Origin of the sequence: Roseimarinus sediminis (genome assembly GCF_050433125.1) — a bacterium.
Lineage (GTDB): Bacteria > Bacteroidota > Bacteroidia > Bacteroidales > Prolixibacteraceae > Roseimarinus > Roseimarinus sediminis.
This window is the reverse complement of the sequence record NZ_JBNPXV010000016.1, coordinates 53923-70278: the sequence shown is the minus strand read 5'-3', so window position 1 is coordinate 70278 and position 16356 is coordinate 53923. Positions and strand designations below refer to the sequence as shown.

Sequence of the window (16356 nt, the reverse complement as noted above, 5' to 3'; positions counted from 1 at the left end):
TAATTGTAATTAACAAAACGAAAAGAAAAAATGAAGATCTATACCAAAACAGGCGATGACGGCACATCGGGATTAATTGGAGGTACACGGGTTGAAAAGTCGGATGCCCGGCTCGAAGCCTACGGCACTGTTGATGAGCTCAATTCATGGATCGGATTGCTCCTCACTGCAGTTCATGATCAACTCGTTACCACTACGCTTGAGCTGATTCAGAATAAGCTTTTTGTAATCGGATCGCATCTTGCCACCGATACCAAAAGCCCCAATGCAATACAAAGGATGCTTTGCAAGCCCGATGATATAAATATGCTCGAAAATGAACTCGACCGCATGCAGGAACAATTGCCTGAACTAAGAAACTTTATTCTACCAGGAGGTGCAGTAGCAGCTGCTCAGTGCCAAATTGCCCGTACCGTTTGTCGCCGGGCCGAAAGGCGTATTACAAGTATAAAAACGATGGCTGAAGTAGATGAAGAGGTGATAATTTTTATCAACCGCCTCTCAGATTATCTCTTTGTACTAGCCCGTTACATCAACCACCAGCAAGGGATTTCAGAAACAAAATGGACGAGCGCTAAAACTTAATTTTATTCTCCTGCGTTAATTGAAAATATTTTTTATATTCGCAATAATTTTAAAGGATTTATTGTTAATTGTAAGTATACTATGTACTGGACACTTGAATTAGCCTCAAAACTAGAAGACGCGCCCTGGCCAGCGAGCAAGGACGAGCTTATTGATTATGCTATCCGCTCGGGAGCACCTCTCGAAGTGATCGAAAATCTTCAGGAAATTGAAGATGAAGGTGAAATTTATGAATCCATTGAAGACATCTGGCCTGACTATCCAAGCAAAGACGACTTTTTCTTCAATGAGGATGAATATTAATGGTAAAATCAACAACGATACAGGACCCCTCCAGGGTCCTTTTTTTTTGCTTGAAATTTTCCTGCTTCATTATTTAATAGTTTTTCGTAAATTGTCATCACACCGTGAAAAGGCAGAAGGATGGGCAGGAAGAGTTCAATTATTACCATAGTAATTATAACAGCAATTTTATTTATTGTATTTGTCAGGATTTTTATCCAACGCGATACGCGTGCAACACAGGCATCCCGTTTGGAGTTTTACACCGGTTTTTTAAAAACGCAGCAAAGTCATGCCATTAATGCTTACCAAAAAACTGCGCTCTTTACCCAAAATCAGATCAATTCCGACAGTACCTGCATTCAACTATTAAAGCAACTGGGAGCTACCAATTCAACTGAAAAAAAACAAGAGCTCATCGGCCTGCTAAGACAAAATACCAGCTTACTGGCAGCAAATATTGCAACAGCGGGATTTTCCTTTTTTCAAATACAAGTGCCCGAAAAAAGCAGCTACCTAGAGCTATTTGAAAAACAACTGCCAAGCAGGTCAATGATACAAGGCTTTGTGATTAACGAAGCCCTGCTTGGTTATCTCTTTGTTTTTCCCTGCTATTTTCAGGAAGAAATTGTTGCTCTTGTTGAAATCGGGCTTGACTTTCACAGCCTGCAACAGTATTTGCACTCCATCGACCCTACAATACAAACTGGTTTTTTAATTAGCGGAAACACCGCCGGTCTTGCTCCTCTCCTGCTTTTTAACAATGAATTCAGAACGACTTCACTTTCGGATAACACCTGGATCAATCACGATTTTATAGTTCCCGACAATATCAGAGGTACCGATCACTTATTGGCAAACATCAGACAGCAACTAGCCAATTCGGAAAAAGAACCCGACTTCTCGGTACACTTTAAAACCCGCCATGAAGCTGCAGCACTTTCGTTTTCACGTTTTCACAGTTTCGACAAGGAGCTGTCGGTTTATCTGCTGGCAGTAAACAACGACCACATACTAATGAAAGCCAGGGAAATGAACGACGCCATTTTTATCATCAATGTCATCATTGTAATGCTGGCCATGTTTGGAATCGGCTACCTGGTGCTGAACCGGATCAGCATCATGCGACAGAATGAAGCCATCAGCCAGTCGGAACAAAAGCTCATTGAACTGAATCAAACCAAAGACAAGTTTTTCTCGATTGTTGCCCACGACTTAAAAAACCCATTCAATGGCATCATGGGACTCTCAAGTTATCTGGTAAGCGATTTTGATCAGGTGGATGACGAAGAAAAGAAAGAAGTCATTAACGACATCAACATCGCTTCAAAAAACGCGTTTAATCTCTTGCAGAACCTTCTGGAATGGACGCGCACACAAAGTGGTACCATCAAAAACAATCCGGTAATGATCGATGCTGCCAACATGGTTGAACTGGCACTCGAGACTGTTGAAAACCTGGCAAAAAGCAAGGAAATTATTATAGAAGAGAAATACCTGAGCAACGAGGCAGGTTACGCCGACGAGAATTTGGTTGCCACAGTGATTCGCAATCTGGTAACCAACGCCATAAAGTTTTCTCCTCGCGGAAGCACCATAAAAATCATCGTTAACAAGTACCAGGACGAACTCTATTTCTGTATCAGAGACCATGGAATAGGGCTACGCAGCGAGGAAATTGACCAGCTTTTCAGGATTGATGTCAACTTTCATCGTAAAGGAACTGAAAAGGAAACCGGTACCGGACTGGGACTTAAAATATGCAAGGAGTTTGTCGAGTATTTTGGCGGACGTATCTGGGTGGTTAGCGAACCTGGCAAAGGGAGTTCTTTCTATTTTACCGTGCCGGTGTTTAAGGATATTTAAGCCACGGGTTAGCGTTGAAAGGATTGTAATAGGGTTGTCATTGTTGAAAGGGTTAAATAAACAAGTCTAAAAATCAACACCTTAATGACTCTTTTCCACTTCTTCCTTAATGACTTTCTGACCAATGCCCCTTTACTAATGACTTAATAACTCTTCACCAATGACTTAATGACTCTTAACTAATAACTTAATGACTATTTTTAATGACTCAATAATAAAAAGAGCCGTTGGAAAAAATCCAACGGCTCTTTTTATTTTGATTAGCAGACTTCTTACTTAGCCCACCACAATTTAGAATCTTGTTTGTCACCGCCCATTGCACTTCCGGCAGCTTTAACATTGGCTTCGTTGATACTTGCTTCGTTGAGCAGGTACTTATTACGAGCCGGAATATCGGTCAAACCACCAATTGGCTTGAATTCGTAAGTCGCCGTAGTGTCTTTCAAAGCTCCGTCAACTTTAACCTGCCAGGTGTAGTTGTAAGGAGTATTGGGTTTAACCAGCGTGTTGGGATAACCCGTACGACGGTATTCACTCCAGGCTTCCATGGGTTGCATGTACAAGGCAATGTACTTCTGCATCATCACATTCTCTTCATTGGCAGCAGGCAATGCAGCTACATAGGCATCAATGTCGGCTGCGGCAACACCCCAACGCTCCATCGAAGCACGTACACCCGCTTCATACCAGTCCTGATCCCAGCCATTCACTTCACTCAGAATGAAGCAAACCTCGGCGTACTCCATGTAAATTTCGGTGTAGTTGGCGGCAAGAACAGCCGATCCGGGCATTGATTCGAAAGCAAACTTGGTCACAATATCGTTTGATTCTGTAAGTGGAATACCCACTTTCAGTCCATCCTTATTGTCAGCAACGTAGAGGTCCAAACGTGGGTCAGCTGGGAAATTTCCCCGCTTACCCTGAAGCAGCTCAACAAATTGCATCGAAGGCGCAAAGTCATTACGTGCGCTAACCACAAAAGCACGGTACATTGGAGCACCATTCACCGCATTGGGTTCATATTTCACGCCTGCATTATCTGCATTCGATTCCATTACACCTGCAGCAATAGCAGCAGTAATATGAGCCTGAGCACCTGAATGTACATCCTTAATGCGGTTGGCAATACGCAAGCGAAGTGAGTTGGCAAACTTTTTCCACTGGGCTGCATCACCGCCAAAGAAATTGTCCCCGTCAATCATTTTTGAATTGACATCGATCATGGCCTGAGCTTCATCGAGCTCTTTCAGCATGTCGGGGTAAATGTCCTGATGACTTGCATAAACAGGCTGATCAAAACCTCCAGTTTTTAGCTGGTTGGCCTGAAAGCTGGCATTGTCACTGCCATATGAATAGTAAGGCACATCGCCCCACAATTCAACTGCATTCAGGTAAACAAAGGTCAACATGATACGGGCCGCAGCAATTTGGTTTTCATTCGAACCATATTGCGCCATATCACCTTTGGTTTCTTCGTTGGTATTTAACTCAATGATGTCAACCAAATCCTGGGCATTTTTGTACAAATCGTCCCAAGCTGCCTGATTAACCGTTTCACGATATTGGAAACGGTCTTCTTCGGTGTAATTTACCTGGTTCCAGTACTGAACCCACAACAATGCCTGACGTCCCGAGAACCATTCGTCACGGGTATCGTCCATCAATCGTTTTTGAACACGGTTCATAATTCCGTAAGTAGGCGCTATTTCAGGACTGTTAGGATCGCTGTAATAGTCAACTTCGCAAGAAAAAAGGAAGGTGCCCACAAGAATTAAAGCAATATATCTTAAAGTCTTCATATTCTTCTTATTAAGCATTTTTAGAAAATAATTTTTACATTGAAACCAAATGAACGGGTTGCAGGAACAATACCTCCTTCAAGGCCCTGAATATTACCAGAACCACCAACCACTGTTTCAGGATCGATTCCTTTGTTATCGAGGCCCCAAACGGCCAGGTTACGTCCGTAGGCCGAAACCCTGATAGTTTCCACTACATCAACAAACTTTGGCAAAGTATAACCAAATGATAACTCACGCAGTTTGATGTAAGAGGCATCGAAAATACTGGTTGCACTGGGAGTTCCATAACCATGATAATGGTAAGCACCGTATGATTCAGCATCCAAAACCACATCATTTGGTTTGGTATTGGTAACTACGGCATTTCCTTCTTCATCAAAGCTTACGTCACCATTTACACCTTCGAGTACAATACCGTCTTCACGAATGGTTTTTCCATCGGTAGTTGGCGTAACAGTAGCTTCCAACATACCCGAATACATACCCCACATATTCGACAATGAATAGTAAACACCACCCATCGAAATGTTCAGTAAGGCACCTACATCGAAGTTTTTGTACTTAAAGGTATTGTGGATACCACCGGTCCAGTCAGGAAGTACTGAACCAAGAGAGGTCAGTTCACCTGAAGTGAGCCACATACCACCAGCATCAACTACACGGTTACCGGCATCATCATAAATAAAGTCGTAGCCATAAAGTTCCTGGAAGGTGGCACCTTCAACAGCATTCAGATAAGCTCCGCCAAATGGTGCACGAGCCAGCTGAATTTTATCCAGACCTTCGGGAAGATCGAGAACTGTATTGACGTTTTTGGCAAAGTTCACGTTGATGTCCCATGAAAAATCGCGGGTACGAACAGGTGAACCATACACCAGCAATTCAACTCCTTTGTTGTTAATTTTACCTGCGTTAATTACGCGCTCGGTGTAACCACCTGCACCCGAAACTTCTACTGGTACAATTTGGTTATCGGTATTACGTGAATATACGCTGAAATCGAAACCAATGCGGTTTTTGAAGAACGCACCTTCCAAACCGGCTTCAATTTCCTTGGTAATTTCAGGAACTAAATCCTGATTTTTCAGCCTTACACTATTTGTAAACTGTGGGTTTCCGTTAAACGGGTCAGAAATCAGGTAAGTATTGTAAACCTGGTAAGCACCGGTACCATTACCGGTTTCACCATAGTTGGCACGCAATTTCAGATTGTTGATCGCTTCGGCTTCGATGAGTTCCGAAAGAATCAAACTTGCAGAAACCGATGAATAAGCATATTCATTATTACCTGAAGGCAACGATGAGTCAAAATCCTTACGGTAAGTGGCGTCAACATAAGCCAGATCTTTGAAACCAACACTGGCCGATCCAAAGAAACTGTTCACCCGCTTGTAACGTTTGAAGTCGTCGAGAATAGGTGAGTTGGCAGAGTTGTTCAGGTTGTATAAACCATCAACAACCAGTCCGCCATTGGTTTCACCTTCAAAACGACTGTAATCTTCGTTACGGATGTTTCCACCCAACATGGCCAACACACTGAAATCGCCGAAGTTATCGTTGTAATTCACTTTACCTTCGTAGTTGGTTTCAGTAGCCTGACGATTGATTTGACGATACATAGACAGTGCCTGTGAACCTTTGGCAACGCGCTCACGCTGATTAAAGGTGTAAGTATCGAGGTAAATCGTTCCGGTAGCGCTCAGGAAATCAGTAAAATTCAGGGTCAAGGCTGATTTTCCAAATACACGGATACGGTCGTCATCCTGGTAGTTTTTGTAAGCGGTCCAATAAGGGTTGTCAGAATAAACCGGGCTACCATCATCCCATGAAACACGGTTCCAGGTACGCATGGTACCATCGGGATTCACGTAGTTGCTCAGACGATCCATGTCCAACTGGCGCTGACCCCACTGGAAGAACTTCTGCGATTGTGAGTTGTCACCATATCCAAACTGAGGACGACCTTTTGTATAGGTATCGATGAAGTTAATATTTGAGGACAATTCAGCAAAACCATCAAACAATTTGATATTACCGTTTACGTTGAAACTGTTTTTGTTTTGTGAAGAGTTAGGTACAATACCCGTCAGGTTCACATTGGTGTAACCTACACGAATGGCTGCATTTTCTGATGAATTGGTTACGTTAACCGAATTTTGGTAAGAAATACCAGTTTCATAGAAAGCATCTACATCATTTTCGGGAGCAACCCATGGAGCGGTAACCGGTGTTGAGGTAATTCCCTGCTCATAATCGGCAGCACCCCACCAGTGCAGTACTTCCACATTGGGATCATATTTTGGTCCCCAGCTTTCATCCATATTGTACAATACAACATTGTAGTCTTTTCCATCGATGTTAACCACTTCGAAATCGCCATAACCACCACCATAACTTCTTTGTAATTCAGGAAGGATGGATACATTTTCAAAGCCAACACCTGAGTTGATTTCAACCGAGAAATCTTTTTTACCGGCACTGCCTTTTTTGGTAGTAATCATGATTACACCGTTCTGACCGCGGCTTCCATAAAGGGCCGAAGCAGCACTACCTTTCAACACATCGATACTTTGAATATCGTAGGAGTTAAGGTCGTTAATCATCGAACCGTAGTCGTAACCACCACCACCGGTTTGTGTGCTTACATCGTTGAAGTTTTCATTACTGATTGGAACTCCATCGACAACAAACAAAGGCTGGTTGTTCTGGCTGAATGAGCTGGCACCACGAATCAGGATGTTTTGTGAACCAGAAAAGTTCTGACCCGAAATAGTCAAACCTGCTACCTTACCAGAAAGTGCAGAAATAGGACTTATTTCGTTGGTTGCCATAATTTCGTCCGACTCAACTCCCTGTGAAGCATAACCCAGCGATTTTTTGGCCCGGCTTTGTCCCAAAGCAGTAACAACTACTTCGCTAACCGAAATATCGGCCTTTTCCATTTCCAGGTTGTAAGCAGTGGCCGAAGTTAAAGCAACCTCTGTTGTAGCCATTCCCACAAACGACAGCACCAAAGTTTCAGCATCTTCGGTTACATTTAAAGTAAATTCACCATTGATATCGGTAACAGTACCAATGCTGGTACCTTTAACAACAACCGATACACCCGGCAAGGTACTTCCATCGTCAGCATCAGTTACCGTACCGGTAATGGTGCGACTTTGAGCGAAAACTACATGCATACTGAAAACAAAGAAGCATGTAATTAGAAGCGCAAATTTTCTCATAAAAAATTAATTTAGGTTAATAAAAGACATTTTCGCAATTTATTTTCTTATAAAGATTAAGTAAATCTCAAAACAAATATACATTTCAACACACAATCACAGAATAAAAGAGGGGGTCAATTATTTTTTTATACATTAAACTTAACATTCCCCCTATTTTAACCCACCACAATTGAGTTTTTAATGATTTCACACAACAAGGAAGTCAAGCTCTTTCAACATCTCCATTACGTGAATTAATCAAACGATTGCAGTAAAATTATAAAAATTTAACAGTTGACAACATAATTTGATTATTTTTTAAACAAAGATTTTTCGCCAGGTAAGCCACTACTGTCAAACACAGACAGATATATACACAATTCTGCATATCTTTATTTGACCCAAATGCAAACAGAAAACTGCCGGGAGATGAATAATATCATCAGAAACAACAAAACAACTTACCAAAATAAAATATACTGCTTATCATGATGGTTCACATTAATACTTTATTCCCATCAATAAACATAAAAGCAATTTAAGCAAAACCAGCTATCGATCTTCAGGAACAGGTTTATAAGTGACCAAACGATTTACTTCCTGAATTAATAATAAGCGTTATCGCAAACCCTAATTTTTCTGAACCGATAAGCCCTAAAAATCATAAGCCACTCACAAAACATTCAATGGGGATCTAGACAAAGTTTCTTAGAATAAAGTCAATAAGTATAGAAAAAGCAGCTTGTACAACAGTTTTGGTATTGTTCTTTTACCATTAGTTTTGCTTTAAAATGGCTTATTAAAAAAATCGTCAAAAAAATTAATTATTTTTAATTATTGATAACATTTATTTTATTCTTATATTTGATCACTATCGAATTGGGGGAATAAATTAATAATTACAACAATGGGACGTAAAACTAAAGTCATTTTACAGCCTGTTAAGTTCAGAAGAAGAGAGCACATTGCGATACTGTCACCAAACAGTGCTGAAGTTGACGAGGTAGTAAGAGATTTTGAAGGAGTCGAATGGAGCACAGGATACAGATTCTGGCACATGCCTTTAAAAGCTGATACAATCAGGGAGATTGGGGAAGCATTAAAAAATATTGCGGTAATCGACAGTTCTGCCTTCAAAAACTATGAGTTTGAAGAAAAACCTGAAAAAAAGGAAAGACGCAAACGAATCAGAACAGAAAAACCTTCGGAAGAACAGCAGGCAAAACTGGAGCAATTCAGCAAGAGTTTTCTCAACAAAGGCTATAGCGAAGGCACAGTTAAAGTGTACATTAGTATGCTGAATGTATTTTTCGGCTGGTTTAAAAACAAGGATGACAAAGATATCAGTGAGGGCGATATCAATCGCTTTCTGGCTGAATACATCGATGCCAACAATTTTACAACCAACTACAAACGTTTATTGACCAATTCACTGCGCCGTTATTTTGAGTTTGCAGGCAGAACCGATCTGCATATATCGTAAACACCGGCTCAGATTGATTTTTTTCGAAGCCGCTATTTATTAATCAGTTCACCGGGAACTTCTCCCAATGGATCGATATGGATAGTGGCTTCGATGTTTAATTGCATCCTGATGGCTGCTTCGATTGATGAAGTCAACTGATGTGCCTTTTCAATGGTATAATCGTCGGGCAGACAAATGTGAAAGGTCATTTCTTTGTGCGTCACATAGTTATGAAGGTGAATATGGTGCATGTATATTTCCCTTTGTGCTTCAAAATAGGCAACCTTCTTTACTTGATCGATGAGCTCCGGATTTGCCGCCTCACCCAAAATTGAACTGATGCTGTTACGAATGATTTCGTAGGCCGTATAAAAAAGGAACATCGACACCACCACACTAAGGGCAGCATCAATCCACCAAAGAAAACGACCGACAAAAATACCCGCCAGAATTACGATTGATGAAATGGCATCGCTTCGATGATGCCATCCATCGGCCTTAAGTGTTTCGGAGTCAGTTTGGCGATAGCCCCAAAAAGCAAACTGGGCCAGCCCTTCCTTCATAATCACCGATAATACGGTTGCTGCAATGGCAATCCACCCATATTGGGCTGTTTCGTGATCCAAAAATTTCTCAATCCCTTCTTTTACAAAATTAAGTGCAATTAAAACCAGAAGGATGCCGATAAAAATGGTAGTTACCAGCTCAAAGCGACCATGACCATAAGGATGTTCCCTGTCGGCTTTTTTGTAGGAATATTGGGAACTGATTAAAACAAAAATTGAGCTGATCGAATCGGAAAGCGTATGCCAGGCATCGGCAATCAGAGCCAGTGAGCCGCTAACAATCCCTGCCCAGTATTTCAACGCAAAAAGAATGATATTCACAATGATTGAGATCCATCCTTCCTGTCGGCTCAGCTTTTGCCGGAGTTCATTATTTTTATTTGGCATCTGATTTTCAAAAGTCGGGTTCATATTTCGCTAATTCAGGACTTGGAGGAATGGATGTGAGGATCATCTTCACCCCTTTTATCTTATTGAATGTGCTGTTTCCGGCAAATTTATAGCTTTGTAATTATTAATCAACAAAATCATTGGCATTGAGTAAAAGAGAAAGCAAAAAAAGACAAAAAGGTTCAGCAGGAAACAATCGAAAAACAGGCGAAGATTTTCTTCTGAAAAACAGGGATAAGGCCGATGTAAAAGAAACAGCATCGGGCTTGCAGTATGCCATTGTAGAACTTACTGAGGGCGATCGGCCCGATGAATGGAGTAAGGTGACGATTCACCAACGAGCGTTACTGCTTAACGGAACCCTGCTGGAAGATACTTACCGGCAAAATCAGCCCGACGAAGTGGCACTAAATGAACTAATTGAAGGTTTGCAGGAAGGCCTGCAGCTAATGCCCAAAGGCAGCCGTTTCAAGTTCTGGGTGCCATCCGATCTGGCCTGGGGCCGTAAGGGTACCGGCAATAAAATACCCCCCAATGCTGTGCTTCAATTCGACATTCGCTTACTTGACTTCTACTAATTAAAAAGGAATCAGCAAGAACAACAAACCAAAAAGCAAAAGCAGTTTGAACGAATTGACTGTAAACATCAGTTTCGACTTACAGTAACGCGAAGGCACCTTGAGCAGGTATTCGCTGGTTCGCCTGTAATGGGTAATGAGTTCCATGGCCACCATCAGTGCCATTGGCCACCGGGTCCATTCATAAGCACTCAGCGCCAGATAAGCCAGAAGCATCAGCCCTGTCAATAAATCACCAAGTAGAAAAAAGCGGTTTTTCATTTGTTTCCAGCCAGGCGCTTCTTTCCCGAATACATCGAACCAAACCCATAAACCGATGGTTTCAGCCAGCAATACGACAGCAGTAAGCTGATAATAAAGTTCCATAAAAAGCAGTAAGCGAATTATCGGGCCCTAAGTACATCTGTTTTCTACACTGTATTATTTCACCAGTTTTGAAATGGCTTTGAATTGCGGTGATCCGGCCATGCGAAGCAACTCAAACAAAAGCGATTCAACGGTAGTGACCATAATGCCTTCGTGCCTGAAGCGTTCCATGGCAATGGCCATATCGGCTGCTTTGCGCGACGCAATGGCATCGGCTACAATTACCGGCTCATAACCCATACTTTTTAAATCGATGGCCGTTTGGAGTACACACACATGCGACTCGATACCAAACAAAATTACATAGGCTGGTTCTTCTTCTTCCAAAGCTTCAACAAAAGCATTTTCATCGCAACAACTAAAAGCAATCTTTTCAATGGGTGAAAAATCAGCAATAATGGTTGACAGATCCGGTATGGTTTTACCCAGTCCTTTGGTATACTGCTGGGTTACCAGCATGGGCACCTCCAGTACACTGAGTCCTTCAATCAGCATTTTGCTCTTTTTCAGCAAATCCATATTCATATCCATTGCAGGAAAGAGCCGCTCCTGTACATCGACCATCACCGCGATGCTTTGTTCTTTATTTATTCTCATGGTTTCAATTTTATTGGTTTCAACAAAAATCAGTTTTTAGCTTTTGCTTTCAGCACCATTTGCTGACTTGTGTTCATAGTTAATAAAAATATAAACTACAGGGAAGATTGTTCGCGCGATTTTTCTCCAAGATAGCCTCCATGATGACGCTTTGCATAATCGGCACTGGTAAAGCCAATTTTTATCATCATCGATACCACCAAAGCATCACCCATTACGGTCATAACAGTGGTAGAGGTACTTGGCGTAAGGCCCAGCGGACAAACTTCAGGCGGATTCCCGGTAAACAAACATACTTTAGAAAGCCGTGGAAGTTCACCCTCACAATTACCGGTAATTACCAGCATTGGAATTTGCGGATAAAGCCGCTTACTAAGCATTACCAACTCGATGATTTCCCGCGTTTTCCCCGAATTGGACAAAAGCAGCATCACATCGTTTACAGCCAGCACCCCCAAGTCGCCGTGTTGGGCATTGCTGGGATGCAGGTAAATTGCAGGCGTTCCGGTTGAGCTGAAGGTCGTAGCAATGTTTTCGGCAATTTGCCCTGCTTTTCCCATTCCGGTAACAACCAGTTTTCCGCCTTTTTGATGCACATGCTCATGTATTACCGCAATGGCCTGTTCAAAGTTTTCATCAACAGGAATATTTCTGATTGCTTCAGCCTCCTGTTCAAAAATTGTTCTAATAGATGACAACATTCAATTTATATTTAATTGACTTATAGAATTAAAAACGAAAATAGATAAAAGGCTGCAAATCGGCCACCCTAAAAAGATGCAATATATATAAAACGATCAGCACCAAAACGGCTTTCACCCAAATTGATTGACGAATGAACCAGCCCCTGAAATTTTCGTGCCACATCGAAGGGAACCAGTGAATGGCCAATCCGCTAAACATAACGGCCACAATTAAAGGATAGTGTTGAGCCATGTCGACGAAGTTTTTCCAATGGAAGACATGAACGATTTGCAGGATCATGAGCCGCACATGCTCTGTTGAAGGTGCTCTGAAAAGGATCCACCCCGCTCCAACCAGATGGAAGGTAAGCAGAATAGAGAAGAACCTTGCCAGCCGGGTAGTTGGTATTCTTTTTCGCAAGGGCAAAAACAGTTTTTCACCGGCCAGCAGAAATCCATGAAAGATTCCCCACATCAAAAAGCGCAGATTGGCACCGTGCCACAAACCGCCCAGCGCCATGGTGAGCATCAGATTCAGGTAGGTTCTGAATTTGCCTCGTCTGTTACCGCCCAGCGGGATGTACAAATAATCGCGCAGCCAGGTTGAAAGACTGATGTGCCAGCGATGCCAGAAATCAGTCATCGAAAGTGCCTTGTAGGGAGCGTTAAAGTTAAGCGGCAACTTAAAGCCCAACAAAAGTGCAATACCTATCGCCAAGTCGGTGTAACCCGAAAAGTCGCCAAAAATCTGCAAGGCATAGCCATAAACAGCCATCAGGTTTTCGGCACCGGAATAACTGGCCGGACTGTCAAAAACACGATCGATGAATTGAACGGCCAAATAATCAGCCAAGATTATTTTCTTCAGCAAACCGCTTAGTATTAGATACACTGCATGTCCAAACTCCTCGCGGGTAATTTTTACCGCCCGGTAAAGCTGTGGCACAAAGCCCGAAGCACGAACAATTGGACCTGCAACCAGTTGGGGAAAAAAGGATAGGTAGAAGCTGAAATCAAAGATATTGTGAACCACCCGGGTGTCTTTTCGGTAAACATCAACCAGGTAACTGATGGCCTGAAAAGTAAAAAAGGAAATACCAACTGGAAGAATTATTTCTGAAGTATCGATGGATGTATGCGAAATCCTGTTACACACCTGTGCCAGCCAGTTATAGGTTTCAAACTCATCATTGGCCATTCGGTTGAGCAAAGCAGTAAAAAAATAGGCATATTTAAAATACGCCAGCAAAGCCAGGTTCATGGTGATCCCAAGTGCAAGCCACACTTGCTTCGATCGTTTTTTCAGTGCAAGCCCCACCCTGTTTCCCAGCAAGTAATTACTGATGCAGGAAAAAATAAGCAGCGATGTAAACCAACCTCCTGTTTTGTAATAAAAAAACAAACTAATGATCAGAAGATAAATGTTGCGACTGCGCACCTTTTGATAAAAAAAAGTATAAACAACAAGCACCAGTGCCAGAAACACCCAAAATTCAATTCTGGTGAACAGCCATGGCGAACCAGACTGGTAACTGAGCCATTGACTAAAATATTGTGCCAAATCTTCAATCATCGTGCTCAAGGTATTGATTATATGCTTTCATCAAATCGAGGTACAAGTGCTCCCCAATTATTTCGCCTCCCTTTTGGGTCAAATGGGCATAATCCGATCGGGCCTGTTGTGCTTCAACCCATTGAACAATGGACCCTTTACCTCCCATGGCTGCCCGCATATCCCAAAACGCAGCCCCCTGACTGAAAGCCGCCTTCCGCTGCGCTTCGATCAGCGCATCAATGTTTGGATAGGGCTTCAGTTCTCCTTCGAACCGATAGGCCATGTCCGATGCACCGATAACAAGCACCGAAGCATCGGGAACCCACAATTTCAACAGCGAAATATCCCGCTCAAGTGCTTTTTGATAAGCGCTGTAACTGCTCCTTTGATCAGGAATGGCATTTAAACCAAAATGAAGTATAAAAAGCCCGATATTCATCTTATGGGCCATATTCAAATACCTGTCGCCATTGATTTTATGGGCCATCAAATTCAGATTTCCCCTGAAAGCCACCTGATCAACAACAAGCCCCTTGATGGGATCCAGTAGAAGTCCGTCAATAAGGAACGACGAATCGCTTTCGATGGACAGACGCAGGGTGCCTGGACTGGCGCCGAAACAGTTAGTAAATAAATTGTCCAGAGAGTCGTTCAGCGTAAAAAAAACCGGGCCATCTTCATCGTCCTGTATATTCAGCTTTCCATTTCCATGATAGAAAAGCTTCAGACAACGGAAATTTTCTGCCTTCCTGTTTTTAATTTTTAAACGGACCCGATTGCCTGTTGCCACGAAATATCTTCCATACAAAGCAAAATTATCGTTTCCGTTTTGATAAGAGAGTGAGTGACTTTCAAAATCATTACTGACGATATCTACCCCTTCGGCTTTATTAAAATACATGCCGGCAGGCACATAACCCGGTCCGGCTCCTCCAAAATGATGCTGCAGTTTTTTCCTGAAAGTATGGGTGATGAAATCTCTTTCAATTTGTGAATCTCCATAATAAACAATCCGAACCAGTGTATCGTGTGTTGTACCCAGTTTTGTAAAGAATGTGGTGAGAGCCTGCTCATTGGCCATAACGGGATTTGCATCAGGCTTTTGTAATGAATCGTCCTTGTTCTTTGTATTTTCAGTCAACTCTGTAGTGAACAACGAATCGGCTGAATGATCAGTTTTAAAACTTTCAGGCAATTCAGTCATATTTTCTGAAAATAACGAGTTGAAACTCTCCCGCTCGTTAAAAAGAAAAACAAGCAACAAAAGTGAAACAAGGAAACCAGCTATTCTAAAAGGACTCATTGGCTTAGTTTGCGCCAATTTACAAAAAATAATGCTGCATTGCGATCGATGCTACTTCTTTCAATTTTAGCATTTTTAACGGACAGATGTCGAAAAGCAGCTACCGGAAAAATCATTTTTTAAAACGATTTGTCTAATTTGCAGACCAATTTAGCACCATGGAAAGCAGAATAAGAAAGAAATGGCTGGTTGTTTTGAATCCAAATGCCGGAGGGCAACAGGCTCAAAGCATTTGGCCTTCGATAAAAAAAGAACTAAAAAAGCAGGACTTTCTCTTCGATACCGTTAAAACCCGTTACGCAGGTCACGCTGTTGATCTGGTGCAAAAGAACATTGAAAAGGGTTATCGAAAAATTATAGCCATTGGTGGCGATGGCACCCTGCATGAAGTGGTTAATGGTATCATGCAGCAAAAAGAGCTTCCTCCTACAGAAATATTATTGGGTATGATTTCAGTCGGAACGGGCAACGACTGGATCAAAACACACAATATTTCAAACAACTACAAGGAGGCCATTGCACAAATCAAAGCCGGAAACACCATTACCCAGGATGTGGGACAGATTACTTATCAGAATGGAAATGAAAAGCCTGAAACCCGGTATTTTGTTAATTCGGTCGGCATTGGCTTCGATGCCCGCGTTGTAAAATACAATCTTCCCGGTAAAATAAAGGGAAAATCACGCAAGAGTGATTACATGAAGGGATTGATACGATCGTTGTTTGCCCACAGAAATGTCAGTTCACTCATTCATCTCGACGACCAGATCATCGACAGCAAAATTTACAACCTCACCATAGGAGTTTGCCAGTACAAGGGAGGTGGTTTCAGGTTGCTGCCACATGCTGTACCCGACGATGGTTTGCTCGATGTGACCCTGGCTTGTAAAATCACCAGGCAAAAACTGATTGTCAGTCTGCCCAAATTGTTTGGAGGCAAGGTCGATCAAATCAAATACTTCGACTTTTATCAGGTTCAGGACATGAAGATAGAAGTCTCGAGCCCGGTTTATACCGAAGCCGATGGAGAATTTCTTGGACTACACCCCCTGCATGTTTCAATTATTCCCAATCAGTTGCGACTCATTTCTCACTTTCGTGAATAAGAT

At 42.2% G+C, this 16356-nt stretch carries 14 protein-coding genes; 6 read left to right on the top strand and 8 right to left on the bottom strand.

Translation table 11 applies throughout. The annotated features are described in order from the left end of the window. Positions 1 to 30 precede the first annotated feature (30 nt). The 3 genes from FHS86_RS16895 to FHS86_RS16885 all read left to right on the top strand — a co-directional run bounded on the left by FHS86_RS16895 (position 31) and on the right by FHS86_RS16885 (position 2733). Positions 31 to 585: a cob(I)yrinic acid a,c-diamide adenosyltransferase gene (locus tag FHS86_RS16895; protein ID WP_429416470.1), complete on the top strand. Its 555-nt coding sequence runs from the start codon at positions 31 to 33 to the stop codon at positions 583 to 585. 81 nt (positions 586 to 666) lie between these two features. Continuing rightward, positions 667 to 888, top strand: coding sequence for a DUF2795 domain-containing protein (locus tag FHS86_RS16890; protein WP_053183863.1), 222 nt, complete (start codon positions 667 to 669; stop codon positions 886 to 888). Positions 889 to 1008: 120 nt separating this feature from the next. Continuing rightward, the gene (locus FHS86_RS16885; RefSeq protein WP_429416467.1) at positions 1009 to 2733 is read left to right on the top strand and encodes a sensor histidine kinase; all 1725 of its coding nucleotides are present in this window, start codon (positions 1009 to 1011) and stop codon (positions 2731 to 2733) included. A 272-nt stretch (positions 2734 to 3005) separates the two neighbouring features. On the opposite strand, the gene FHS86_RS16880 is transcribed toward FHS86_RS16885, so the two are convergent. Together FHS86_RS16880 and FHS86_RS16875 are read right to left on the bottom strand one after the other, a co-directional pair. Beyond that, positions 3006 to 4532, bottom strand: coding sequence for a SusD/RagB family nutrient-binding outer membrane lipoprotein (locus FHS86_RS16880; RefSeq protein ID WP_429416464.1), 1527 nt, complete (start codon positions 4530 to 4532; stop codon positions 3006 to 3008). A gap of 20 nt (positions 4533 to 4552) precedes the next feature. Then, positions 4553 to 7762: a SusC/RagA family TonB-linked outer membrane protein gene (locus tag FHS86_RS16875; protein ID WP_429416462.1), complete on the bottom strand. Its 3210-nt coding sequence runs from the start codon at positions 7760 to 7762 to the stop codon at positions 4553 to 4555. Between the two features lie 889 nt (positions 7763 to 8651). Here FHS86_RS16875 and FHS86_RS16870 point away from each other — a divergent pair. Continuing rightward, positions 8652 to 9227, top strand: a complete 576-nt coding sequence (locus FHS86_RS16870) for a phage integrase N-terminal SAM-like domain-containing protein (protein WP_429416459.1) — start codon at positions 8652 to 8654, stop codon at positions 9225 to 9227. A gap of 32 nt (positions 9228 to 9259) precedes the next feature. Here FHS86_RS16870 and FHS86_RS16865 read toward each other — a convergent pair whose 3' ends face one another. Then, positions 9260 to 10162: a cation diffusion facilitator family transporter gene (locus FHS86_RS16865; protein ID WP_429416456.1), complete on the bottom strand. Its 903-nt coding sequence runs from the start codon at positions 10160 to 10162 to the stop codon at positions 9260 to 9262. Between the two features lie 149 nt (positions 10163 to 10311). On the opposite strand from FHS86_RS16865, the gene FHS86_RS16860 reads away from it, so the two are divergent. Next, positions 10312 to 10743: an FKBP-type peptidyl-prolyl cis-trans isomerase gene (locus tag FHS86_RS16860; RefSeq protein WP_429416453.1), complete on the top strand. Its 432-nt coding sequence runs from the start codon at positions 10312 to 10314 to the stop codon at positions 10741 to 10743. Here FHS86_RS16860 and FHS86_RS16855 read toward each other — a convergent pair whose 3' ends face one another. The 5 genes from FHS86_RS16855 to FHS86_RS16835 all read right to left on the bottom strand — a co-directional run bounded on the left by FHS86_RS16855 (position 10744) and on the right by FHS86_RS16835 (position 15247). Then, a complete protein-coding gene (locus FHS86_RS16855; RefSeq protein ID WP_429416451.1) occupies positions 10744 to 11109 on the bottom strand; it encodes a hypothetical protein in 366 nt (121 codons plus the stop codon). A gap of 54 nt (positions 11110 to 11163) precedes the next feature. Continuing rightward, positions 11164 to 11706: an isochorismatase family protein gene (locus FHS86_RS16850; protein ID WP_429416448.1), complete on the bottom strand. Its 543-nt coding sequence runs from the start codon at positions 11704 to 11706 to the stop codon at positions 11164 to 11166. A 95-nt stretch (positions 11707 to 11801) separates the two neighbouring features. Continuing rightward, positions 11802 to 12407, bottom strand: coding sequence for a KpsF/GutQ family sugar-phosphate isomerase (locus tag FHS86_RS16845; protein ID WP_429416445.1), 606 nt, complete (start codon positions 12405 to 12407; stop codon positions 11802 to 11804). Positions 12408 to 12435: 28 nt separating this feature from the next. After that, positions 12436 to 13962 (bottom strand): MBOAT family O-acyltransferase, encoded by a 1527-nt coding sequence (locus FHS86_RS16840; RefSeq protein ID WP_429416442.1) that lies wholly within the window; start codon positions 13960 to 13962, stop codon positions 12436 to 12438. Next, on the bottom strand, positions 13955 to 15247 hold the full coding sequence (locus FHS86_RS16835; RefSeq protein WP_429416439.1) for an SGNH/GDSL hydrolase family protein: 1293 nt from the start codon (positions 15245 to 15247) through the stop codon (positions 13955 to 13957). The genes FHS86_RS16840 and FHS86_RS16835 overlap by 8 nt, the downstream gene beginning before the upstream one ends. A 158-nt stretch (positions 15248 to 15405) precedes the next feature. Here FHS86_RS16835 and FHS86_RS16830 point away from each other — a divergent pair, with 158 nt between their 5' ends. Next, a complete protein-coding gene (locus FHS86_RS16830; protein WP_429416436.1) occupies positions 15406 to 16353 on the top strand; it encodes a diacylglycerol/lipid kinase family protein in 948 nt (315 codons plus the stop codon). Positions 16354 to 16356: the final 3 nt, after the last annotated feature.